Genomic DNA, 22,405 nt, shown 5'->3' on the forward strand with positions numbered 1-22,405 from the left:
CGATTAGAGCAGAATGTCGGTGTAGAGCTCGGATGCATCCGGCTCCGGATCGGCCTGGGCGAAGTCGGCGCTGTCGGCAACGATATCGCGGACATCCTTGTCGATCGCCTTCAGATCGTCTTCGGAAGCCCAGCCCTTTTCGATGAGGCGTGCCTTCACCTGCTCGATCGGGTCGTGCTCGGAGCGCATCTTCTGCACTTCGTCCTTGGAGCGATACTTCGCCGGATCGGACATGGAGTGACCGCGATAGCGATAGGTCAGCATTTCGAGAATGATCGGCCCCTTGCCCGAGCGGCAATGTTCGAACGCCTCGTCGGCAGCCGCCTTGACGGCGCGAACGTCCATGCCATCGACCTGGATGCCGGGGATGCCGAAGCCGGATCCACGGAGCGAATAGTTCGATTGCGCAGTGGCGCGCGCGGTCGAAGTGCCCATGGCGTAACGGTTGTTTTCAACGATATAAACGATCGGCAGCTTCCAGAGAGCCGCCATGTTGAAACTCTCGTAGACCTGGCCCTGGTTGGCGGCGCCATCACCGAAATAGGCGACGGAGACATTATCGTTGCCGCGGTAACGGTTTGCGAAGGCAAGACCGGTTCCGAGCGAGACCTGGGCGCCAACGATGCCGTGGCCGCCGTAGAAATGCTTTTCTTTCGAGAACATGTGCATCGAGCCGCCCTTCCCGTGGGAATAGCCGCTGCGGCGGCCCGTCAGCTCCGCCATGACGCCGCGCGCTTCCATGCCGGTCGCCAGCATATGGCCGTGGTCGCGATAGGCGGTGATGACCTGGTCACCTTCCTTCTGCGCCATCTGCATGCCGACGACAACAGCTTCCTGACCGATGTAGAGATGGCAAAAACCGCCGATGAAACCCATGCCGTAAAGCTGACCGGCCTTCTCCTCGAAGCGGCGGATCAGCAGCATCTCGCGATAGGCCTTGAGCTCCTCATCGCGGTCGAAGTCGGCTACCGGGCCGCCATTCGATGCTTTCGCTGTAGGTTTTGCTGCTGTCTTGCGGCTGGAAACCGTCGCGGTCTTTCGCGGCGCCATTCAACCCTCCCTATGGTTTGTCGGTTCTCGGTGCCGCGTACCATAGGGAAGAAATATGACCACAGCAATGCCATAATTGCATGGCTCATATTCTGAGTTAAATCATTGAAATACATATGAGAATTAGAATTAACCTAATTCCAGTTAATTTGAATAGTGATTGAATATGACGATCTCGTCTGCGCGCGACATATTAAGCTGGTAACGCGCCTTTTCGTCCAGCATGTCCTTGTCGAGCGAGCCGTCGCTGAGCAGCGCGACCTGACTTTCCAGATGTTCGCGCTTCGCCTTCAGGACTGCAAGCTCTTTTTCGCGCGCGATACGCTGATGCTCGAACGCCTCCGTGGCGCGCAAGCCGTAATCGCCATGGATGCAATGATAGCCGAAGTAGGAAAGGAAGGCGACCGTCATGGCCGGAATGACGAAGCGACCGATTCTTCTCTTCTTATGATGCTTTGTCCACATACACGCATGCTCTTGAACGCATTACCAATTCGTTCAATCTACCGCGCAGAGATTAACCGTTCGTTGACTCTAAAAAAGAGCAACAAAAAACCCGCGCCGATGGACGGCGCGGGTCAAACTTTTGAAAATCAGATTCGATCAGCCGCGGATGATCGAGCGGCCGGCGTACTGGGCCTGGGGACCGAGGCCTTCCTCGATGCGGATCAGCTGGTTGTACTTGGCAAGACGGTCGGAACGCGACAGCGAGCCGGTCTTGATCTGGCCGCAGTTGGTGGCGACCGCGAGATCGGCGATGGTCGAATCTTCCGTTTCGCCGGAGCGATGCGACATGACGGCGGTGTAGGCTGCCTTGTGCGCCGTGTTGACCGCGTCGAGCGTTTCCGTCAGCGAGCCGATCTGGTTGACCTTGACGAGGATCGAGTTGGCGACGCCCATGCGGATGCCGTCGCGAAGACGGGCGGAGTTGGTGACGAAGAGATCGTCGCCGACGAGTTGGGTCTTCTTGCCGGTAAGGTCGGTCAGGGTCTTCCAGCCATCCCAGTCGTCTTCGGCCATGCCGTCTTCGATCGAGATGATCGGGTACTTGGCGGCGAGTTCGGCCAGATATTCGGCCATGGCGCCCGATTCGAGCGTGCGGCCTTCACCTTCGAGAACGTACTTGCCGTCTTTGAAGAATTCCGTCGAGGCGCAGTCGAGGCCGAGGTAGATGTCTTCACCCGGCTTGTAGCCGGCTTTCTCGACCGACTTCATGATGAAGTCGAGGGCCTCGGGCGCGCTCTTCAGGCCTGGTGCGAAACCGCCTTCGTCGCCGACATTGGTGTTGTGGCCCTGTGCCGCAAGTTCCTTGCGCAGCGTATGGAAGACTTCCGAACCCATGCGCACGGCTTCGGCGATCGTATCGGCGCCGACCGGCAGGATCATGAATTCCTGGAAATCGATCGGATTGTCGGCATGGGCGCCGCCGTTGATGATGTTCATCATCGGCACCGGCAGCAGGCTCGCGGAAGCGCCGCCGACATAACGGTAGAGCGGCAGGCCGGAGGCCTGGGCGGCAGCCTTGGCGACTGCGAGCGACACGCCGAGGATGGCGTTGGCGCCGAGACGCGACTTGTTCGGCGTGCCGTCCAGCTCGATCATGATATTGTCGATCTGGATCTGGTTTTCGGCATCGATGCCGCCGATCGCGTCGAAGATCTCGGTGTTGGCGGCATCAACCGCCTTCTGGACGCCCTTGCCGAGGTAGCGCTTGCCGCCGTCGCGCAGCTCGACCGCCTCATGCGCGCCCGTCGAAGCGCCCGAGGGAACCGCCGCGCGGCCCATGCTGCCGTCTTCGAGATAGACATCGACTTCGACGGTGGGGTTGCCACGGCTATCGAGAATCTCGCGGGCAATGATATCGGTGATTGCAGTCATGGGTTCTTCCTGCTCGGGTGGGTGATAAGTCGTTCGGAACCTGTCTTAATCGAAGGTGCGCAAATTACAATGCTGCAATGGGCACCTTCGATTGCGTATCCAATCGTGGCTATAGCACGATCATGTCAGGCTTTTGACTGTCAGCTCTTGGCGACGGCGTCGAAGGCAAGGAGCTTTTCGAGGAGCCGCGGCATGTCCTTGAGATAGACCATGTTCGGTCCGTCGGAAGGCGCATTGTCCGGATCCTGATGGGTTTCGAGGAAGACGCCCGCAATGCCGGCGGCCACCGCCGCGCGCGCCAGCGTTTCGACGAATTCCCGCTGACCACCGGAGGAATCGCCCTGCCCGCCCGGCTGCGCCACGGAATGGGTCGCATCGAAAATCACAGGCGCACCCATCGCCGCCATGATCGGCAGCGAACGCATGTCGGAGACCAGTGTGTTGTAGCCGAAGGAAGCGCCGCGCTCGCACAGAAGCACATTCGGATTGCCGCTGGCGTTGAGCTTCTTCAGGACGTTCTTCATATCCCAGGGGGCGAGGAACTGGCCCTTCTTGACGTTGACGACGCGGCCGGTCTTGGCGGCGGCGATGAGAAGGTCGGTCTGGCGGCAGAGAAAGGCCGGGATCTGCAGGACATCGACGGTCTTTGCCACCTCCGCGCATTGCTCGGCGGTATGGACGTCGGTGATGACGGGAAAGCCGAATTCCTTCTTCAGGTCGGCAAAGACCTCCATGCCCTTTTCAAGCCCGATGCCGCGTTCAGCCGAGAGTGACGTGCGGTTCGCCTTGTCAAAGGAGCTCTTGTAGACAAGGCCGATGCCAAGCTTTCCGCAAAGCTCCTTCAGCGTGCCTGCCACCATGAAGGCATGGTCGCGGCTCTCCATCTGGCAGGGGCCGGCGATCAGCGAGAGACGGCCGGTATTGGAAAAGGTGACCTGGCCGTCGCCTTGGCCGATCTTGACTTCGGAATTGGTATTCGTGCTCATCGTGTTTCCTCGAAGGCGAAGAGCGCGCCCTGGCCGGGCGCGGGCTTCACCAGAATGCGATTGTTCTTGCGCGTATAGGTCACCCCGTTAGCAGCCAAATGCGCTTCTGTCACGGCAAGATCGCTGACATTGAAGAGGATCGCCCGACCGCGCAGGCCGCGCTCGGCCGCTGAGACGGCAATCTCGAAATAGGCTTCCAGCCCTTCCGGCGTCATCAGGCTGATTTTGGCATTCGACGCTGCGATATTGACGCCGAAACCCGTCTTCTCCACAGCCGATTGCGCCACCGCGAGGTTGACATAGGCGGAGAATGCGGCGGGCTCCGGCGCACAGAGCGCCACCTCGGCAATGCCGGTCACGCCATTGGCATGCGCCTCCAGCACACTGCGGTCCGACGGCAGCGGATTGACGCGTTCGACGGCGAAAAGGAAGAAATCGGGCGCGCGCAGATCGCCGGCAAAAGCCAGCTTGAAGCCGGCAATACTCTCCGAACCATCAGGCATCGTCATCGGCCGGCTGAACTGCAGCATCTCGCCGGCGCTCGATCCGTTGCCGACAAAATTCCGATGATCGAAACCAGCATCCTTGGTGGCGAAGGCCACCGCCGAAAGCCCCTCCTCGCCGCAACGAAAGCGGAAGGCCCGGTTGCGGGCGGTGAAGACGTTGCCGCGCCGTGCCGACGCCTCGCTCTCCTCAACGCTCGCAATCCCGAGCGGCTCCAGATAGGTCTTGTCGGCAAAGAAGACGCAGGCATTCTCCGTTCCGAAGGGATGGCGCGCATCGGCAGCGACGGTGAAGCCGAGCTTGCCGAGCCTCTCGCGCGCCAGATCGATATTGACGACGGACAGCACGACATGATCCAGCGGATGCGGTTTGGCGGAATGCGCGTTCATGAAACCCTCCCTGACACGGCAGAGATGTGTGACACCACTGCCTTCTAGGCAAGGCCTGCCTGCCAATCCGGCGAAGTCGAAAACTTGCTACAAGGCCGACTTGGCCCTCTACCAAGACAAGTCGAGCGGACGCAACGAATGCAAGATTTGATCCTACAACGCCGCAGCCGATGCTCTTGTAGGCCGTGCATCATGTTCACACCAAGGAGATTTGCTTAGCCACCGCTAGGCGCTTGCCTCACCTAGCGCGCCCAGCACCGATTCAGCGTGGGATGCGGTATTTCAAATATTCGCGCATCTGATTGAGGGCTATATCTCGGGTCAGGCCTTCCGATTGCAAGCCGGCCCGCAGCCAGAGCCCATCGATCAGCGCTGTGATCGCCAGCGCCACGGCCTCGCATTCGGCACGTGGCAGAAGATGGACCAGCGCCGACATCAGGTTGGAACGCATGCGGGCATGGATCACCTTCTGGATGCGGGCGAGCTGCGGCTCGCGCGGAACCTCGGCGCAAAGAGAAAGCCAGGCGTGGCAGATAGAAGGTCGGAAGAAACGCTCCTCGAAATTGCCTTCGATGATCGCCTCCAGTCGCTCGCGAGGCGTCGTCGCCTGTTTCAGCCGAGCGTTCACCGCTTCACTGAGTGAAAGATTCGCCTCGCGCATCGCATGCTCGAAGAGCTCCTGCTTGCTTCGAAAATAGTGCAGCACGATGCCTTTGGAGGCACCGGCATGGGCGGCCACCTTCTCCAACGTCGCGCCCGCCATGCCTTCTTGCTGCAGCACCTCGAAGGCCGCCTGTCGTAGCTCCTTGCGCCGGATCGCGCTGATCTTAGTCAGTTTCATGCTCGTGCCCGTTCATCTTGTCTCCATCATTGACAATTCTTCCGTAAAGATCAATTATTGACCTATGGGACAATTAAATAACCCAAAGGTCAATAAAAGGGGACATGCAATGATTCAGCATCTGAAGACAGGCGTTCTTTCCATACTCCTCAGTGCCGTAGCCATGCCGGCTTTCGCCGCCGATCCGGAAAGCTGCAAAGTGATCCGCATGGCAGAGCCCGGCTGGAACGATCTCGCCTTCACCACTGGCGTCGGCCTCACTCTTTTGAAGGCCCTGGGATACGAGCCGCGAAGCTCGCTGCTCGGCATCGACGTCATCTATCTCAGCTTGAAAAACAAGGATCTCGACGTCTTTCTTGGCTATTGGGACCCTGCCATGGTCGCCTACTACAAGCCCTACAAGGAGGACGGCTCAGTTGAGAACGTCGTGACCAATCTGAAGGGCGCGAAATACACCTTTGCCGTCCCGACCTACGTCTGGGACGCCGGCGTCAAAGATTTCGCCGACCTGCAGAAATTCCCCGATCAGTTCGAAAAGAAGCTCTACGGCATCGAGCCTGGCTCGAACCAGTTGATGCTGGACGCGGTCCAGGATCAGACGCTCGGTCTTTCCGGCTGGGATGTTGTCGAATCCAGCGAACAGGGCATGCTCGCCGAGGTCAAACGCCACGCAAAGAACAAAGCCTTCATAGTCTTCCAGGGTTGGGCGCCGCATCCGATGAATACCGAGCTGGATATCAAATACCTGACCGGTGGGGACAAGTTCTACGGACCGGATTTCGGCGCAGCCACGGTCTCGACGCAGGTACGCAAGGGTTACCTTCAGGAATGCCCCAACGTCGCAAAACTGCTGCAAAACCTGACTTTCGACGTCGATTTCGAAAACAGAGGCATGGGTTATCTCATGGCGGATGGGCTGGCTCCGGAGGAGGCTGGCCTGAAAGCCATCGTCAGCGAACCGCGACGTCTCGATGCCTGGCTGGATGGTGTGACGACCCTCGACGGCAAACCGGGGCTTGAGGCTGTGAAAGCTAAGCTCGCGCTGTGAGCCCGTTTTTGATGAGTGTCGTCGATCAAAACGGCTGGACGGCCCGCAAGCGCATGCTGCCCCTTACTGAGGGGCAGTCACTCGCATATATTGATACCGGTGGTTCGGGGCCGACGCTACTGCTGCTGCACGGCTACTCGGATTCCAGCCGTAGCTTTTCGCTATTGGAGCCGTGGCTTTGCGGCTACCGACTTATCATCCCGGATTTGCCCGGCCATGGAGGCTCCGTGGTCGGGGCAGGCATGACCGTCGCGGATTTCACCGATGCCATCGTTGCGCTGATGGCGGCTCTCTCTGTTGAGCGCTTCGCGGTCATTGGCCATTCGATGGGAGCCATGATCGGTATCGACCTTACTGCCCGGCTGCCCGACGTTGTTGTCGCACTGGTCACGATTTCCGGCACGGTGCGCCCGGCCTTTCCGCAGCGCGATCCAGTCACGGACGGAATCCTTGGGCTTTGCGATCCGATCGATCCCGGCGATCCATTTTTCGATCTCTGGCACGCCTGCCCGCATCCAGTCGATCCAAGTTTCCTCGCCCCGATCAGCCGTGAGGCAGCAGCCATTTCGGCAGAGATCTGGCATGGTATTCTGGCCTGTTTTTCCACACTCGATCTGACGGAGGCCGCGGCACAGGTCAGAATGCCCGTGCTTTGCATCGGTGGTAGCGAGGATGCGCTGTTCGACGCGGGTCACCGGCTGGCGCTCGAAGATGCGCTCTCGAAAGCACAATCGGTCCTGATGGAAGGATTTGGACATAACCCGCACTGGGAGGATCCCGAAAAGGTCTCGGTGGTTCTCCGCGATTTCTTTCACGTCGCTTTTGCCTGAAAAGCTTCCTCTCTGAGAATGCGCGGCTTGAGCAATCAAGTGGGATCGTCCCGGAAGGTTCAGCAGGCGATATTCCAGTCCGCTTCCTATCCTTCACGAACCGAAATATGCTCGACCGCAAAGGTGTGTCATCGCCAAACTTTGCTAGGCAGGCCGCCATGCAACTATCAGTTGCCAAAGAATGACGCATTACCTGACTACATTCTCGAATAATTCTGAATTGCCGTCTCGTCGCCATTCCAAAGCAATTTTTTGCCTCCTGTTTTACGGAAATTTAGCTACTTGCGGAACACATATGGAACATATAGTGTCTGTTCTGGATTTGTTTCAATCACGGGGTCTGACGTCGATGCTCACGCGCAAACAACAGGAGCTTCTCCTTTTCATTCATGAGCGCATGAAGGAATCCGGCGTTCCTCCGTCTTTCGACGAAATGAAGGATGCCCTGGATCTCGCCTCCAAATCCGGCATCCACCGCCTGATCACGGCGCTCGAAGAACGAGGTTTCATTCGCCGCCTACCGAACCGGGCCCGCGCGCTCGAGGTCATCAAGCTTCCGGAGGCCTATAGCCCCAGCATCCAGCCTCGGCGCGGCTTTTCGCCGAGCGTCATCGAGGGCAGTCTCGGCAAACCCCAGCCGGTCGCCCCTCCCGCTTCCGTGAAGCCCGTCGCCGAAAACGGCAACTCGATCTCCGTACCGGTCATGGGTCGAATCGCCGCCGGCGTTCCGATCTCGGCGATCCAGAACAACACGCACGACATCACCGTTCCGGCCGACATGCTCGGTTCCGGCGAACATTATGCGCTGGAGGTCAAGGGCGATTCGATGATCGATGCCGGCATCTTCGATGGCGACACCGTGATCATCCGCAACGGCAGCACCGCCAGTCCCGGCGACATCGTCGTTGCCCTCGTCGATGACGAGGAAGCGACGCTGAAGCGCTTCCGCCGCAAGGGCGCCTCGATCGCGCTGGAAGCGGCCAACCCGGCATACGAGACCCGTATCTTCGGGCCGGATCGCGTCAAGGTTCAGGGCAAACTCGTCGGGCTCATTCGCCGCTATCATTGAGATCAGCTTTGCCGGAATCTGCAAAGCTGTCGCTGCGCCAATCATAGGCGCGGTGGCGCATCCAAGGTCGCAGCAATGTGTCGAATGCCGTTGCAACCTCGATCCCCCTTTCGGTAAAGCGAAGCTCGACCGCCCCTGTCTTGCGCAGCGTCTCGCCCGTAAAGAGCAGCGCGCCGGAACGGCAGCGGTCAAAGCGCAAGCGGACCGGTGTGACGACGATATCAGCTGTATCACAAGCCGGTCCGAGATAGGCGACATTGTCGATGACAGTCAGTGTCTTTCCATTATCAAGTAGGGTGGTGCACCAGGCGGCCTTCAGGCAGGAAAAGTGTGACGGTGGGTTGGTGGCGATCGCCTGTCTCATCGCCTCTCGGGCGTCATTCTGCTGATCCGGCGAGAGTTGCAGCCTTTTGCCTTGAGGCGCAGCAGGCGCGTTGCTCATCCCAACCATCACCGGCTGGCGGTGTTCTTCGATGGCAAGCGCGCGTTTCCATTGTTCGAAGATAAAAGCTGGTGGCTTCGTGCGGTTCGAAGCCATCGTCTCGCCATCGACGATAGCGACCAGACCGCCGTCTTCGGCAATGGTGACGTTGGGGGCCGCCTCTGACGGCAGCATCACGACAGCCAGCGTGGAAATCGCGACGATTGCCGTTCCAATGTGCCGCAGGCGGGTTTTGAGCAATGTCAGCAAGAGAAAGCCGAAGACAGCCGTCGGGAAATACCAACCGGACAAACGGCCCACGTCTACATTGCCGCCCCAGCCGGATACCGTGTTTGCAATTGCGATCACCAGATCGAGCCCAGTGCCTGCGACCTGCCATGCCCAACCGTCCAGGCCAAAGGGCATCAGCAGCATCGCGATCATGCCGAATGGCATGACAACAAAGGAGATCACCGGCATGGCTGCGAGATTTGCCGGCAGCCCATAGGCGGTCAGGCGATGGAAATGCTCGATGGAAAACAGCGCGGTCGAGAAACCGCCGATCAATGAGGTCAGCAAAATTCCGCCGAAGAAGCCGCCAACCATTAAGAAGGGTTTCATGATCGGCAGCTTGGCGAAGGCGTTCTCCCGCATCGGCCGCATTTTCCAGAGGTCGTAGCCCGCAACCAGCGCAAGCGTAGCGGCAAAGGACATCTGGAAACTCGGCCCCAGCACCTCTGATGGCGAGACGGCAAGGATTACGAGAGCGGAAAGCGCGACGTTCCTGAGACTGATCGAAGGCCGGTCGAAGAAGACGGCGATCAGCATAATCGCCATCATGATAAAGGCGCGTTCGGCGGAGACGGCAAAGCCCGAGATCATATAATAGGCCGTCACAGCTAGGAGCGCGCCGGCGGCGGCGATCTTCTTTGTCGGCCAGGCTTGAGCAATGCCCGGAATCAGGCTGAAGATCATGCGCAGGCCGACGAAGAAAATGCCGGCCGACAGTGCCATGTTGAGGCCGGAAATCGCGATGATGTGCGCAAGGCCAGACTGCCGTAGGGCTTCCGTAGTTTGGTCCGAGATCGCCCGTCTCTCATCGGTGACAAGAGAGGCGGCAAAAGCGCCTGTGTCGCCGGGCAGAATAGAGCGTATGCGGTCGCCGATGCGGCTGCGCAGCCGATAGAGCCATTCGAGCAGAGCCTCCGACGTCGATCGCGCAGCCGCAGGCCCCGTCGGCAAATCGACCCTGTCAGGCGCGCCGTAGAAGAAACCGTTGGCGCCGATGCCGTCGAAATAAGCCCCGAAGGAGAAATCGTTGAGCGCGGGAAGTGCGGGACCTGCCGGCGGCGTCAACCGCGCCCTGCCAGTTATGATATCGCCGATCTCGAAAGGCGTGTCCGCGCCGCGGACGATCGCGGTGATCCGTTCCGGCGGTCGCTTCACCTCGGGCGCCTCAGTGCGCATAACTGCAAGAATGTAGCGGTACCGCCCGCGACCGTCGCCTTCGCGTCGTTCGACCCGGCCGGTCACTGTCGTCGTTACTGATGAATCGAGGATCACCGTCGAGGCACGCCACGTCTCGAACTGTGCTGAGAGCATGCCGCAAACCACGAGCGCAAGTGCGACGAACGTTGCCCGCAATGCCGCCCGGCTATGAGTGGTGACAAGCACCGCGATCGCCAGCACCAGCAGACAGAGCAGCAATGCGACGACCGGAAAATCCGATGCCGCGAGAAACCAGAAGGCCGCCCCGGCGCCGAGGAAGACCGGCGAGAAAAGCAGCAGGCGACCATGGTCCGCTTCCTCTCCCAGCATGCGGACGGAGGCACGCATCGATCGGGCAGTTATAACAGGCAGCCGATGACGCAACGGCGTCGCCGACTGCGTCCTTGCCGGTAGCGTCGTCTCGACAGGCGCGGAAAGACCCGAGGAGCCGGCAATGCCTGCGCCTGTTTCCCGCCGCAATTCGACTGTCGTCAAGTCCTGCATGCACCGCCCAAGGCATCCCGAAGGCGGCCAGAATGCAACCTCCAATCAGATCCGGCAAGAATAATCGATTGAAATATGAGGGGAAATCACGGGCGCCAAAAGTCCAGTCGAATCATCGGCTTCCGTTATGCGTGCGGCTCATCGCTGCAGTGCCTAAAAGGTGATGCCGCAATGCACAAAATGCCATCACGGTAACTTGGCATTAGCCTCGCGATCATATAGCTATCGGTGAGGACGCTTAACCCCTATGGCGCTTTTAAGGCGCTACCGACATTTCGGAGGATCAGCATGACGGATCAAAGCGCTACAATAAAAATCGGTGACAAATCAGTCGACCTTGCCGTCAAGAGCGGCACGATCGGCCCAAGCGTCATCGATATCGGTGCCCTGTACAAGAACACCGCTTCCTTCACGTACGATCCGGGTTTTACCTCGACCGCATCCTGTGAATCGAAAATTACTTACATCGACGGCGACGAAGGCGTGCTGCTGCATCGCGGCTATCCGATCGAGCAGCTCGCCGAGCATGGCGACTTCCTCGAAGTCTGCTACCTGCTCCTCTACGGCGAACTGCCGACGGCCGTGCAGAAGAAGGATTTCGATTATCGCGTCACGCACCACACCATGGTGCACGAGCAGATGAGCCGCTTCTTCACCGGTTTCCGCCGCGATGCGCATCCGATGGCCGTCATGTGCGGCTGCGTCGGCGCGCTGTCGGCCTTCTATCACGACTCGACGGATATCACCGATCCGCACCAGCGCATGGTCGCCAGCCTGCGCATGATCGCCAAGATGCCGACGCTTGCCGCCATGGCCTACAAGTATCACATCGGCCAGCCCTTCGTGTACCCGAAGAACGACCTCGACTATGCGTCGAACTTCCTGCGCATGTGTTTTGCCGTTCCGTGCGAGGAATATGTGGTCAATCCGGTACTCGCCCGCGCCATGGACCGCATCTTCATCCTGCATGCCGATCACGAGCAGAACGCCTCGACCTCGACCGTCCGCCTCGCCGGTTCGTCGGGCGCCAATCCGTTCGCCTGCATCGCCGCCGGCATTGCCTGCCTCTGGGGGCCCGCTCACGGCGGCGCCAACGAAGCAGCGCTCAACATGCTGCATGAGATCGGCACGGTCGACCATATTCCGGAATATATCGCCCGCGCCAAGGACAAGAACGATCCGTTCCGCCTGATGGGCTTCGGCCACCGCGTCTACAAGAACTACGATCCGCGCGCCAAGATCATGCAGAAGACCACGCATGAAGTGCTCGGCGAACTCGGCATCAAGGACGATCCGCTGCTCGAAGTGGCGATGGAGCTGGAGCGCATCGCGCTCACCGACGAATACTTCATCGAGAAGAAGCTCTATCCGAATATCGACTTCTATTCCGGCATCACGCTGAAGGCGCTCGGCTTCCCCACGACTATGTTCACCGTGCTCTTCGCGCTCGCCCGCACCGTCGGCTGGATCGCGCAGTGGAACGAGATGATCGAGGATCCGGAACAGCGCATCGGCCGTCCGCGTCAGCTTTATATCGGCGAACCGAAGCGTGATTACATCCCGGTTTCGAAGCGCTGATCGCTTAACACTTTGAATTCACGCATCGGTCCGAAACTCTCTGATTTTCGGACCGATGCGATCGCAAAAAAAGAAAACCCGGTCAGAAACGGCCGGGTTTTTTCTTTTTCAGGACGTCGAGAAGAATTTCGGCGGCATGCTCGCCGGGCGGCTTTTCGGTCTGCATCCGTTGCCAGACGAGTTCGTAGCCTTCCGTCATCGCCTTGAGCTGGCTGGTGTCCGCTGACAGCCTTTCCATCCAGCGTGCCAGGCTTGCGCCGCGGACGACATCGTTCAGATATTCCGGCACGATCGCGTAATCGGCAATCAGGTTTGGTAGCGCGCCGGTCCAGGTCTTGATGCCTGACGTCAGCATGCGCATGATCCAGTCGACCTTGTAGGCGGAGACGACGGGAACCTCGGCAAGCGCCAGTTCGAGAATAACGGTTCCAGACGCCGCCATGGCTGCATCGGCTTCAGCGAAGGCCTTCCATTTTGCCTCTGCACCGATAACGATCTCCGGCTTTACCGCCCATCCCGCGGTCATTTCGCGGACAAGCGCCTGTTTGTGCGTCACCGTCGGCAGAATGAAGCGCATCGGCCCATTGCGGGCGACAAGTTCATTCGTGGCAGCCTCGAAATAAGGCATAAGCTTCTTGATTTCGGAAGAACGCGAGCCGGGAAGAAGAAGGATCGCACCGTTGCCGGGCTGTCTCCCGGCACGCAGGCGCCGGGTCTCCAGCAGGGCCGGGTCGGCGATCAGGCGATGCCCCACATAGGTCGTTGCCGGGCCGCCGAGTGCGCGCATCGTCGCCGGCTCGAAGGGAAGAACGGCGAGCACGTGATCGACATAGCCGAGCATGCGCGTGGCACGGTATTCCTTCCAGGCCCAGACGCTCGGGCAGACATAGTTGACCACCGGCAGATCAGGCAGCGCGGTGCGAACTCGCTTTGCGACGCGATGGGTGAAATCGGGGCTGTCGATGATGAGAAGGACATCCGGCCTTGCGGCGACGATTGCCGCCGCCGTTTTGCGGATCAGGCTAAACAGCCTCGGCAGCCGGCTCAGCACCTGGGTGATGCCCATGATAGACAGCTCGGAGAAGTCAAACAGGGATCTCAAGCCTTCGGCCTGCAGCCCCTCGCCGCCGACGCCGACGAGTTCCACCGGTCCAGCATGAATGCGCTTCAGGGCGGCAATGAGGTCGGCACCGAGCAGATCGCCCGACACCTCACCGGCGATGACGGCAACCTTCAGCGGCGTCCCGTTCATTCTAGCCCCCATGCTGGCAGGCCGCGATCGATGCCGCAGACGAAAAGCCCGGCCTCGTTGGCGGCCCGGATGACGCCGGCGCGATCGAGCACCAGCGAGCGGCCGGCCTCGACGGCGATGCCGGCAAGACCAGCCTTTTTTGCATTGAAGACGGTGGAAGCGCCGATCGCAGGCAGATCGGCGCGGATATCCTGCTGCGGCTTGCAAAGCTTGACGAGCGCGCCCCGGCGGCGCGGCGAGATCCGCCCGGCTGCTCTGAGACCTGTCACGCGCTCGAGCATCTCATCGGTACCTTCAAGACCCTCCATCGCAACGACCCGCCCGCCGATGCTGACGGCGCCCTGCCCGACATCAAGCCGGCCGAGCATCTCGGCGGCTTCGGCCGCGCGAGCGATATCGCGCCGGTCTTCCTCTCCGGGCGCCACTGCGCCAAGCGGGCCGACGGCAGCCAGAAGGTCGGGGGCAATCTCATGGGCGCCAACGACGCGCCGGCCATTTCCTTCGATCAGCCGGATCACCATCTGCAGAACCGTATCATCGCCACCGGACAGCAGAGTCCGGATGGCAGCCGGCACCTTCATGAGAATGCGCAGCGTCGGGCGTACCTCGCGCCATTCCGGCCGCCGGCGCACGCTGCCCGACATCACGACGCGGCCGACGCCATAGCGGTTGAACAATCCATCGAGGGCTGCGAAATCCCCGATGCCGACAACGGCATGGTCATAGCCTTCCCAGCGCCGATCGCTTTCGTCCTTCAACGCGACGATAACAGGATTTTCGCCGGCAGCACGCGCAGCCTCGGCGACATAGGAAGGCAGAAGGCCACCGCCGGCGATGATCGCCAGCCGGCCTGCAGCGGTGTCGCCCGATAAAGTCACGGACTAGCCTTTCTGCCCCCGGGTGGGTGAGGACAGAGCGCGATCGCTATCGGAAGCGATGAAATCGAGGATCTGGATCACCTGCTCGCAATCGGCATATTCCTCGCGAATGGCGGCGGCGTTTTCGCGGACGGAGGCCGTCCCTTCAAAGATCGCCTTGTAGGCGCGGCGCACTCTGTGGATGACGGCGCGGTCAATCCCGGCGCGCGTCATGCCGACGACATTGAGGCCGCTCAGCAGGCCGGGATTGCCGTTCAGCATGCCATAGGGAATGACGTCGTAGCTCACGGCCGAAAGACCGCCGACGAAGGCCTGGCGGCCGACGCGGGTGAACTGGTGAACGGCCGATCCGCCGCCGAGGATGACGCGATCCTCGATGACGACATGGCCGGCGAGCATGACATTGTTCGACATGATCACGTGATTGCCGACACGGCAGTCATGCGCGACATGGGAATTGGCAAGGAAGAGGTTGTTGTCGCCGACGATCGTCTGGCCGCCAAAATCGGCCGTCCCGGTGTTCATCGTCACGCCTTCGCGGATCGTGCAGTTGGCGCCGACCGTCAGCGTCGTCTCCTCGCCGCCATGATGCACGCTCTGCGGATCGCCGCCGATGACGGCCATCGGGAAGATACGCGTGCCCTTGCCGATTACAGTGCGGCCGGTGACGACAGCATTCGACAAGAGTTCGACATTCGCATGCAGGACGACATGCGACCCGACATGGCAGAAGGGACCGATCTTGACGCCCTCACCGATAACAGCACCGTCATCGACGGCGGCCATCGGATGAATACGGGCGCTTTCGGCGATATTGCTCATGCCTGATCCTTACGAACGATCATCGCGCCGATATCGGCTTCGGCGACAAGCGCACCGTCGACTTTGGCGTCGCAATGGAATTTCCAGATGTTGCCGCGCTGCTTGTGCTTCTTGACATGGAATTCGACGCGATCGCCGGGCACGACGGGCTTACGGAAACGCGCATTCTCGATGGTCATGAAGTAGACGAGGTTGCCCGGCTGGCCTTCCTTCTTGGCACAGATTGCGCCCGCAGTCTGTGCCATGCCCTCGATCAGCAGGACCCCCGGCATGATCGGAGATTCCGGAAAATGGCCCGTGAAATGCGGTTCGTTCACTGTCACATTCTTGATGCCGATCGCCGCGTTGTCACCGTCGATCTCGATGATCTTGTCGACCATGAGAAACGGATAACGATGCGGCAGCAGCTTCATGATTTCAATGATGTCAGCCGAAGAAAGCGTTGTCGTGGCTTCCTCAGTCATTTTCCTTGCCTCCAGGGTTCCTCCCGCGCAGCTTGCTCTTCGACACCTGCTGCGCGGCCTCTCTCAGATAGTCTTTTAACGGACGTGCAGGTACACCGCCATATTGCCCGCCGGCGGCAAGATCGGTCATGATACCGCTTTTGGCGGCGATCTGCACGCCGTCACCGATCGTAACATGCCCCTTGATGCCAACCTGGCCGCCGATCTGCACGCCATTGCCGATCTTCGTGCTGCCGGCGATGCCAACCTGGGCGACGATGGCGCAATGGCGGCCGATCTGCACGTTGTGGCCAATCTGCACCTGGTTGTCGATCTTGGTGCCCTCGCCGATGACCGTGTCGTCCATGGCGCCGCGGTCGATCGTGGTATTGGCGCCGATCTCGACGTTGTCCTGAATGATCACCCGGCCGATCTGAACGATCTTGATCATGCCGCGCGGACCTGGCGCATAACCGAAACCATCCTGGCCGATGCGGACGCCGTTGTGGATGATGACGCCATTGCCGATCAGCGCGCAGAGAATGCTCGCGCCGGCAGCGATCGAACAATCCCGTCCGATCTTGACATTCGGGCCGATGACAGCGTGCGCGCCGATGCGCGTACCCTCGCCGATCTCGGCATGCGCACCGATAATGGCCATCGGCTCGACGATCACGCCCTTTTCGAGCTTTGCGCTCGGATCGATCACTGCACTTGGCGCGATCTCGTTTTCACCCGGCGAAAAGACTTGAGGGCGCAATGCGGCGGGATAGAACAGGCCACCCGCCATGGCGAAAGCAGCATGCGGATTAGACGACAGGATGACCGGGATATGCTCGGGCACGAGGTCGGTGAGCGCCTTGTCGCAGATCACCGCCGAGGCCTCGCATGTCGCCAGCTCATCGCGGCTGCGACGCGACAGGATATAACAGACATCCCCCGGCCGTGCCCGACTGATAGGGGCCACGGACCTGACGATGACATCGGCATGGTCGGAATTGACAAGTTCCGCCCCAAGAAACTCTGCCAGCTCAGCGAGCTTCAGACCTTCATGGGGCAGAAAAAATACGTTTTGCTCCATCGGCAATGCTCCAGAACGGAATTGAGTCTTACAGTTCCGGACTGCCGATATCAGAATTGGTTGTTGATGCCAAACTTGAAGTTCTGCGTCTTGTCGAAGTCTTCCTTGAGAACCGGGATCGCGTAATCCAGACGCAATGCACCGAAGGGAGACTGCCAGACGACACCGACGCCGACGGAAGCGCGCAGGGAGGCATCTTCGCCATCGATGCCGTCGCCCCTCAGGTCAACGTCGTTGCCGAACAACGTGCCGGCGTCGGCGAAGACCGCGCCACGCAGGTTGAAATCGCGCGGGAAGCCGGGCATCGGGAAGGTCGCTTCAGCCGATGCCGTGAAATAAGTCGTACCGCCCAATGGATCGTCGTTGTTGCCCGAAACACGCGGGCCGATGCCCTTGTTTTCAAAGCCACGAATATCGCCGTTGGTCAGCGTGAACTGGTCGAAGACATTGAGGTGCTCGCCGAAGCCGACGACATAACCGGCACCAGCGGAGAGCGAGCCGATGATATCGGCATCGTCGGCGAGCAGACGATAATAACGAGCCTTGCCGTAAATCTTGTAGAATTGCGAGTCGCCGCCGAGGCCGGCAATTTCCTGTGTCGCCGTCGCATAGATGCCTTCACGCGGCAGGATCATATCGTCAAGCGTGTTGTAGGTCAGCGTCTGCGAGACGGAGGAACGTGTCCACGGGCTATCCTCGACGAGGTGCTGATATGGAGCGGACAGGTCGGCAAGATCGCTGTTGCTCGCATCATACTTCATCTGCTTGTAGTTATAACGGAAGGTCGTCGCCAGATCTTCGGTGATCGGCGCAGTGACGCGCAGGACGACACTGGTTTCCTCATAGTCATAATTGCTGTTGCTCGACGTTTCGCTGCGGTTGACGTCGAAGCCTGCCGCGAGACGATAGCCAAGGAAATAGGGCTCGGTGAAGCTCACGCCGTAGCTGCGCGAACCTTCTTCGCCGCCGCCGGCAGAGATGCGGATGTACTGGCCGCGGCCGAGGAAGTTCTTTTCCTCGATCGATGCTTCGAGCAGCAGGCCGTCACCGCCAGCCGCATAACCCGCGCCGACACCGAACGAACCGGTCGACTGATCCTGCACGTCGACGACCACGACGACGCGGTCCGGCGAGCTGCCCGGCTGGGTGGTGATATTGACGGACGAGAAGTAACCGAGCGCTTCAAGGCGACGCTTGGCCTTGGTGATCATCTGCTGATTGAAGGCATCGCCTTCGCTCATGTCGAATTCGCGGCGGATGACGTAGTCGCGCGTGCGGCTGTTGCCGCGAATTTCGATACGCTCGACATAGGCGCGTTCGCCCTGGTCAACCAGATATTCGACGCCGATCGTGTTGTTGTTGAGGTCGCGGTTACCGCGCGGCGTTACGCGCGCGAAGGGATAACCGGCAGAGGCCACCTGATCGGAGATCGCTTCGATCGACTTCTGCACCTCCTTGGCGTCGTAGACATGGCCCTCCTTCGTGCGCACGAGAGGCTGCAACTGATCCGAGCCGACGCCCTCAACGGTCGACTGAACGGTCACCGGCCCGAAGTCGTAACGCTGCCCTTCCTCGATGTTGAAGGTAAGCGTGTATTTGTTGGTCGCCTCGTCGAAGGTGGCATCGGAAGAAACGATGCGCATGTCGGCATAGCCGCGATTGTAATAGAACTGGCGCAGCGCTTCTTCGTCGGCGTGGAGCTTGTCATCGTTGTAGACGTCCTTGCGGGTCAGGAACGAAAGGAAGTTCGACCGCTTGGTCTGGATGACGGCAGCCAGGCGGCCGGCGCTGTAAGCGTTGTTACCGACGAAATTGATCGCGTCGATCTTGGTGCGGTCACCCTCGTTGATGACGAAAGCGAGGTTGACGCGGCCTTCGCCGAGCGGCACCACCTGCGTCGTCACTTCGACTTCGCTGCGGCCGGTGGCGGCATAGGCATCCTTGATCGCCTGGATGTCGGACTGGATCTGGGTGTCGCTATAGGGGCCGGCAGCATGGGTCTGGACGAGCGTCGCGAGCTTGTCGTCCTTGATCTTGCGGTTGCCGTTGAAGACGACCTGATTGACGAGTTGGGCTTCCTGAACGTTGACAACGAGCGTGCTTCCCGAAACCGAGATCTTCACGTCGGAGAAGTAACCCGTTCCGTAGAGCTGCTTGACGGAGTTATCGATATCGGTGTTCGAAAAACTCTTGCCGGGAGCGATCGTAAGGTTCGACCGGACGGCTTCCGCGCCGACACGGCTTGCGCCGCGCACATCGATGCGCTGGATGACCGCGGCCTCAGCGGCCGTAGCGGAAACGAACGTCAAAGCACCTGCGCCCGAAGCAACAACACTAGCAGACAGCGCAACCGCCGATACTGCGTTCAAAAACTTTGAACCAGCCTTCATTTCACCTATTACCTTTTTTCCCTCGTCCCCGTCCCCGGGAAAACCCGATTCCGGTCACGTGTGTCGTTTTACCCGCTTTTGACATACAAGCAAGGGAGGTCGTTAATTTCTGTTTACTTCATTTCCAAGCGTGACCCATTCGCCACTACAGCCTTGAAACATCGTAAATAAATAGTAATTCCCTCACCCTGCGCGTTTATCCTATGAGCGCGCTAATGTCGTTCCAAGTCGCAAAAACCATCAATGTAAGTACCATGGCCAAGCCAATGCGAAATGCAATTTCCTGGGCCGCGGAGCCCAGCGGTTTTCCCCTGATCGCTTCCACCGCATAGAACATCAGGTGGCCGCCATCAAGTACCGGAACCGGCATCAGGTTAAGCAATCCTATCGAAACTGAAAGCACCGCAGCGAGCTGCAGCACCGCACCTATACCAAGCGTAGCCATCTGGCCCGAAGCTTGCGCCACGCGGATCGGCCCGCCCAATTGATCGGCCCGCATCGATCCGGTGAGGAGATTGCCGATATATTTGAAGGTGCCGGTGACGATATCCCGGGTCTGGATCACGCCCTCGCGCAGCGCCTGAAGCGGCGTATAGGTCTGCAGACGGAAGTGGCCGACCTCCTGATTGGTGACGATGCCGATCAGGCCTACCTCGATCTTGTTGCCGAACTGGTCGGTCATGTCGGTGCGTTGCGGCACCATCGGCAGGTCGAGCTTCTGACCGCCGCGCTCGATCGTCACGACGATCTTCTGGTTCGGGCGGATGCTGACATAGCGGCGCACGTCGTCGAAAGTCTCGACCTTGCCGCCGTCGATGGCGACCAGCAGATCGCCGGGAAGAATACCGGCGGCGGCAGCCGCGCTCTCCGGCTTGACCTCGGCTACGACGGGGTCGGCGACGGTGCGGCCATAAACCGCGAAAAGAATGGTGAAGATGGCTATCGCCAGCAGAAAATTGGCAATCGGGCCTGCCGCGACGGTTGCCGCACGTTTCCACAGCTTTGCGCCGGCAAAGGAGCGCGCCCTGTCCTCCTCGGACATGGCCGCGAGCTTATCGGCGTCGGGTTTGCTCGATGCATCCTCGTCGCCGAAGAACCGGACGTAACCGCCGAGTGGGATCACCGAAATCTTCCAGCGGGTTCCATGGCGGTCGGTGAAGCCGAAAATTTCGGGACCGAAGCCGACTGAAAAGGCGAGGATGCGGATGCCGCTCCAGCGCCCGACGAGATAGTGGCCCATCTCATGCACGAAGACGAGCAGCGAGAGCACGAGGACGAAGGGAACGATATAGCCCGTCAGAAATCCGAATATGCCAGTCACCGCTTCCATGTGTTTCTTCCGTCAGGCTGCCGCGTCATCAGAGGCCGAACAATGCCGCACCGAGCGACGTCATCCCGCTTCCCTTTATCAGGGAAAAAAGCCCAGCAAGCAAGAACGCCGAAAAACAGGCAAAAATCAGTCCGTCGACCCGGTCCATGACGCCGCCATGCCCCGGAATGAGACGGCTCGAATCCTTGACCCCGAATTTTCGCTTGATGAACGATTCGAAAAGATCACCCGACTGACTGCAAACCGACAAAACGAGCGCCACGCAAGCGGCGATGATTTCAGCGCCGGGAAGGAGAAAATGCACGAGAACGACGCCGGCTGCGACCGCCGAAACGGCGCCGCCGATTGCGCCCGACCATGTCTTTCCAGGTGAGATCGAAGGCGCCAGCTTCGGCCCGCCAAGAGCCCGGCCGACGAAATAGGCCAGGATATCGGTTGCCCAGACGACGGCAAAGACGAAAAGCATGGCGTAGAGGCCGGGCCGATCATCGCTTCTGATCGCGGCGAGCGCCAGGCCGGTAGCACCGGCATAAAACAAGCCCGCCGGAAACCAGCGGCTCGTGCCGTGCAGGATGATCAGGGCGATGCCGACGGCGGTGACGCCGACCAGCATGCCGGTGGCGAATTCGAAATTGCCGACGAGCACGAGAAAAGCGATCGCCGCCTCGCCGATCCAGCCGACGACATTGGCGACCCAGTCACGCGCGATGCCGGTAATCCTGGACCATTCATAATAGATCAGCAGCCCGATTACGGCCGCCAGAACGCGGAAGGCAAGGCCGCCATACCAGGTGGCTGCAAGAACGATGACAGCAAGAACCAGTCCTGAAACGATGCGGAGGTTCAGTTCCCTCTGCATCAGGTGCCGACCGCAGCCGCCTGCGACGACAGGCCGCCGAAGCGCCGATCGCGAGAGGCAAATTTTTCGAGCGCCTGGCGGAAGATCTCGGGGCTGAAATCCGGCCAATACTCCGGAAGAAAGATGAATTCCGAATACGCGGCCTGCCAGAGAAGGAAGTTGGAAAGCCGCTCCTCGCCGCTGGTGCGGATGATAAGATCCGGATCGGGGATACCCGCCGTGTCGAGCCGGGCGTTGATCAGCGCGGGCGTGATGTCCTGCGCCCTCAGGCGACCGTCTTCGACGTCTCTCGCCAGGCTCACCACAGCGCGTGAGATTTCGTCGCGCGAGCCGTAGTTGAAGGCGATGACGAGCGTCAGCGCCGTATTCTCCTTGGTCGTTTCCTCGGCTTCGAGCAGCAGGCCGAGAATGTCGCTTCGCAGACTGTGACGGTCGCCGATCACCTTGATCCGCACGTTCTGTCGATGAAGCTCGGCAAGGTCGCGCCGAATGAATGCCTTGAGCAGACCCAGCAGATCGGAGACCTCGGCTTCGGGCCGGCGCCAGTTCTCCGAGGAGAAGGCAAAGAGGGTCAGATATTTGATGCCCACGGCCCCAGCGGCGCGCACCGTCTCACGCACGGTCTCGACACCCTTGCGATGGCCCATCGTGCGCGGCAGGCCGCGCTGCTTGGCCCAACGACCATTGCCGTCCATGATGATGGCAACATGCTCTGGCACAGTTACAAATGCAGATTCCGACATTTCCCGTCCGGTCTTTCTCGG

At 60.0% G+C, this 22,405-nt stretch carries 20 protein-coding genes; 4 read left to right on the top strand and 16 right to left on the bottom strand.

What is annotated here, in order from left to right; genetic code table 11:
* Nucleotides 1–3: 3 nt before the first annotated feature.
* The 6 genes from pdhA to betI form a co-directional block, all read right to left on the bottom strand.
* Entirely contained in the window at nt 4–1,050 is a 1,047-nt protein-coding gene (gene pdhA, locus EFB14_RS05280; RefSeq protein WP_125844779.1) for a pyruvate dehydrogenase (acetyl-transferring) E1 component subunit alpha, read from the bottom strand.
* A gap of 144 nt (nt 1,051–1,194) precedes the next feature.
* Nucleotides 1,195–1,515 carry an FtsB family cell division protein gene (locus EFB14_RS05285; protein ID WP_125844781.1) on the bottom strand — a complete coding sequence of 107 codons (321 nt, stop codon included), beginning with the start codon at nt 1,513–1,515 and terminating at the stop codon, nt 1,195–1,197.
* 138 nt (nt 1,516–1,653) lie between these two features.
* Nucleotides 1,654–2,928, bottom strand: a complete 1,275-nt coding sequence (gene eno, locus EFB14_RS05290) for a phosphopyruvate hydratase (protein ID WP_126823331.1) — start codon at nt 2,926–2,928, stop codon at nt 1,654–1,656.
* Between the two features lie 140 nt (nt 2,929–3,068).
* Nucleotides 3,069–3,914 carry a 3-deoxy-8-phosphooctulonate synthase gene (gene kdsA, locus EFB14_RS05295; protein ID WP_126823333.1) on the bottom strand — a complete coding sequence of 282 codons (846 nt, stop codon included), beginning with the start codon at nt 3,912–3,914 and terminating at the stop codon, nt 3,069–3,071.
* Nucleotides 3,911–4,807 (bottom strand): VOC family protein, encoded by an 897-nt coding sequence (locus EFB14_RS05300; protein ID WP_126823335.1) that lies wholly within the window; start codon nt 4,805–4,807, stop codon nt 3,911–3,913. The genes kdsA and EFB14_RS05300 overlap by 4 nt, the downstream gene beginning before the upstream one ends.
* A 262-nt stretch (nt 4,808–5,069) precedes the next feature.
* The gene (gene betI / locus EFB14_RS05305; RefSeq protein WP_126823337.1) at nt 5,070–5,648 is read right to left on the bottom strand and encodes a choline-binding transcriptional repressor BetI; all 579 of its coding nucleotides are present in this window, start codon (nt 5,646–5,648) and stop codon (nt 5,070–5,072) included.
* A gap of 109 nt (nt 5,649–5,757) precedes the next feature.
* On the opposite strand from betI, the gene choX reads away from it, so the two are divergent.
* The 3 genes from choX to lexA all read left to right on the top strand — a co-directional run bounded on the left by choX (nt 5,758) and on the right by lexA (nt 8,595).
* The gene (gene choX / locus EFB14_RS05310) at nt 5,758–6,696 is read left to right on the top strand and encodes a choline ABC transporter substrate-binding protein (protein ID WP_126823339.1); all 939 of its coding nucleotides are present in this window, start codon (nt 5,758–5,760) and stop codon (nt 6,694–6,696) included.
* A gap of 11 nt (nt 6,697–6,707) precedes the next feature.
* A complete protein-coding gene (locus tag EFB14_RS05315) occupies nt 6,708–7,526 on the top strand; it encodes an alpha/beta fold hydrolase (protein WP_245438205.1) in 819 nt (272 codons plus the stop codon).
* 349 nt (nt 7,527–7,875) lie between these two features.
* The gene (gene lexA, locus EFB14_RS05320) at nt 7,876–8,595 is read left to right on the top strand and encodes a transcriptional repressor LexA (protein ID WP_125844796.1); all 720 of its coding nucleotides are present in this window, start codon (nt 7,876–7,878) and stop codon (nt 8,593–8,595) included.
* Here lexA and EFB14_RS05325 read toward each other — a convergent pair.
* Nucleotides 8,576–11,008, bottom strand: coding sequence for a ComEC/Rec2 family competence protein (locus tag EFB14_RS05325; RefSeq protein ID WP_126823343.1), 2,433 nt, complete (start codon nt 11,006–11,008; stop codon nt 8,576–8,578). The two genes, lexA and EFB14_RS05325, sit on opposite strands and share 20 nt — an antisense overlap.
* Before the next feature lie 288 nt (nt 11,009–11,296).
* On the opposite strand from EFB14_RS05325, the gene gltA reads away from it, so the two are divergent.
* Nucleotides 11,297–12,586 carry a citrate synthase gene (gltA, locus tag EFB14_RS05330; RefSeq protein WP_125844800.1) on the top strand — a complete coding sequence of 430 codons (1,290 nt, stop codon included), beginning with the start codon at nt 11,297–11,299 and terminating at the stop codon, nt 12,584–12,586.
* 82 nt (nt 12,587–12,668) lie between these two features.
* Here the strand turns inward: gltA and lpxB are convergent, their stop codons facing one another.
* The 9 genes from lpxB to EFB14_RS05375 all read right to left on the bottom strand — a co-directional run bounded on the left by lpxB (nt 12,669) and on the right by EFB14_RS05375 (nt 22,384).
* A complete protein-coding gene (lpxB, locus tag EFB14_RS05335) occupies nt 12,669–13,838 on the bottom strand; it encodes a lipid-A-disaccharide synthase (protein ID WP_126823345.1) in 1,170 nt (389 codons plus the stop codon).
* The gene (locus EFB14_RS05340) at nt 13,835–14,716 is read right to left on the bottom strand and encodes an LpxI family protein (RefSeq protein ID WP_126823347.1); all 882 of its coding nucleotides are present in this window, start codon (nt 14,714–14,716) and stop codon (nt 13,835–13,837) included. Before EFB14_RS05340 ends, lpxB begins: the two co-directional genes overlap by 4 nt.
* Before the next feature lie 3 nt (nt 14,717–14,719).
* Nucleotides 14,720–15,538 carry an acyl-ACP--UDP-N-acetylglucosamine O-acyltransferase gene (gene lpxA / locus EFB14_RS05345; protein WP_126823349.1) on the bottom strand — a complete coding sequence of 273 codons (819 nt, stop codon included), beginning with the start codon at nt 15,536–15,538 and terminating at the stop codon, nt 14,720–14,722.
* Nucleotides 15,535–16,002, bottom strand: coding sequence for a 3-hydroxyacyl-ACP dehydratase FabZ (fabZ, locus tag EFB14_RS05350; RefSeq protein WP_004678630.1), 468 nt, complete (start codon nt 16,000–16,002; stop codon nt 15,535–15,537). The genes lpxA and fabZ overlap by 4 nt, the downstream gene beginning before the upstream one ends.
* Nucleotides 15,995–17,062 (bottom strand): UDP-3-O-(3-hydroxymyristoyl)glucosamine N-acyltransferase, encoded by a 1,068-nt coding sequence (lpxD, locus tag EFB14_RS05355; protein WP_126823351.1) that lies wholly within the window; start codon nt 17,060–17,062, stop codon nt 15,995–15,997. Before lpxD ends, fabZ begins: the two co-directional genes overlap by 8 nt.
* Before the next feature lie 50 nt (nt 17,063–17,112).
* Nucleotides 17,113–19,452 (bottom strand): outer membrane protein assembly factor BamA, encoded by a 2,340-nt coding sequence (gene bamA, locus EFB14_RS05360; RefSeq protein ID WP_126823353.1) that lies wholly within the window; start codon nt 19,450–19,452, stop codon nt 17,113–17,115.
* Between the two features lie 196 nt (nt 19,453–19,648).
* Nucleotides 19,649–20,782 carry an RIP metalloprotease RseP gene (gene rseP, locus EFB14_RS05365; protein ID WP_126823355.1) on the bottom strand — a complete coding sequence of 378 codons (1,134 nt, stop codon included), beginning with the start codon at nt 20,780–20,782 and terminating at the stop codon, nt 19,649–19,651.
* 28 nt (nt 20,783–20,810) lie between these two features.
* On the bottom strand, nt 20,811–21,641 hold the full coding sequence (locus tag EFB14_RS05370; RefSeq protein ID WP_126823357.1) for a phosphatidate cytidylyltransferase: 831 nt from the start codon (nt 21,639–21,641) through the stop codon (nt 20,811–20,813).
* Nucleotides 21,641–22,384 carry an isoprenyl transferase gene (locus EFB14_RS05375; RefSeq protein WP_126823359.1) on the bottom strand — a complete coding sequence of 248 codons (744 nt, stop codon included), beginning with the start codon at nt 22,382–22,384 and terminating at the stop codon, nt 21,641–21,643. Before EFB14_RS05375 ends, EFB14_RS05370 begins: the two co-directional genes overlap by 1 nt.
* Nucleotides 22,385–22,405: the final 21 nt, after the last annotated feature.

Source organism: Rhizobium fabae (assembly GCF_003985135.1).
GTDB classification, from domain to species: domain Bacteria; phylum Pseudomonadota; class Alphaproteobacteria; order Rhizobiales; family Rhizobiaceae; genus Rhizobium; species Rhizobium pisi.

Bases quoted from the DNA above. Each gene is read 5' to 3' on its own strand.
- pdhA (WP_125844779.1), bottom strand. From the start codon at position 1,050: ATGGCGCCGCGAAAGACCGCGACGGTTTCCAGCCGCAAGACAGCAGCA.
- EFB14_RS05285 (WP_125844781.1), bottom strand. From the start codon at position 1,515: ATGTGGACAAAGCATCATAAGAAGAGAAGAATCGGTCGCTTCGTCATT.
- eno (WP_126823331.1), bottom strand. From the start codon at position 2,928: ATGACTGCAATCACCGATATCATTGCCCGCGAGATTCTCGATAGCCGT.
- kdsA (WP_126823333.1), bottom strand. From the start codon at position 3,914: ATGAGCACGAATACCAATTCCGAAGTCAAGATCGGCCAAGGCGACGGC.
- EFB14_RS05300 (WP_126823335.1), bottom strand. From the start codon at position 4,807: ATGAACGCGCATTCCGCCAAACCGCATCCGCTGGATCATGTCGTGCTG.
- betI (WP_126823337.1), bottom strand. From the start codon at position 5,648: ATGAAACTGACTAAGATCAGCGCGATCCGGCGCAAGGAGCTACGACAG.
- choX (WP_126823339.1), top strand. From the start codon at position 5,758: ATGATTCAGCATCTGAAGACAGGCGTTCTTTCCATACTCCTCAGTGCC.
- EFB14_RS05315 (WP_245438205.1), top strand. From the start codon at position 6,708: ATGAGTGTCGTCGATCAAAACGGCTGGACGGCCCGCAAGCGCATGCTG.
- lexA (WP_125844796.1), top strand. From the start codon at position 7,876: ATGCTCACGCGCAAACAACAGGAGCTTCTCCTTTTCATTCATGAGCGC.
- EFB14_RS05325 (WP_126823343.1), bottom strand. From the start codon at position 11,008: ATGCAGGACTTGACGACAGTCGAATTGCGGCGGGAAACAGGCGCAGGC.
- gltA (WP_125844800.1), top strand. From the start codon at position 11,297: ATGACGGATCAAAGCGCTACAATAAAAATCGGTGACAAATCAGTCGAC.
- lpxB (WP_126823345.1), bottom strand. From the start codon at position 13,838: ATGAACGGGACGCCGCTGAAGGTTGCCGTCATCGCCGGTGAGGTGTCG.
- lpxA (WP_126823349.1), bottom strand. From the start codon at position 15,538: ATGAGCAATATCGCCGAAAGCGCCCGTATTCATCCGATGGCCGCCGTC.
- fabZ (WP_004678630.1), bottom strand. From the start codon at position 16,002: ATGACTGAGGAAGCCACGACAACGCTTTCTTCGGCTGACATCATTGAA.
- lpxD (WP_126823351.1), bottom strand. From the start codon at position 17,062: ATGGAGCAAAACGTATTTTTTCTGCCCCATGAAGGTCTGAAGCTCGCT.
- bamA (WP_126823353.1), bottom strand. From the start codon at position 19,452: ATGAAGGCTGGTTCAAAGTTTTTGAACGCAGTATCGGCGGTTGCGCTG.
- rseP (WP_126823355.1), bottom strand. From the start codon at position 20,782: ATGGAAGCGGTGACTGGCATATTCGGATTTCTGACGGGCTATATCGTT.
- EFB14_RS05370 (WP_126823357.1), bottom strand. From the start codon at position 21,641: ATGCAGAGGGAACTGAACCTCCGCATCGTTTCAGGACTGGTTCTTGCT.
- EFB14_RS05375 (WP_126823359.1), bottom strand. From the start codon at position 22,384: ATGTCGGAATCTGCATTTGTAACTGTGCCAGAGCATGTTGCCATCATC.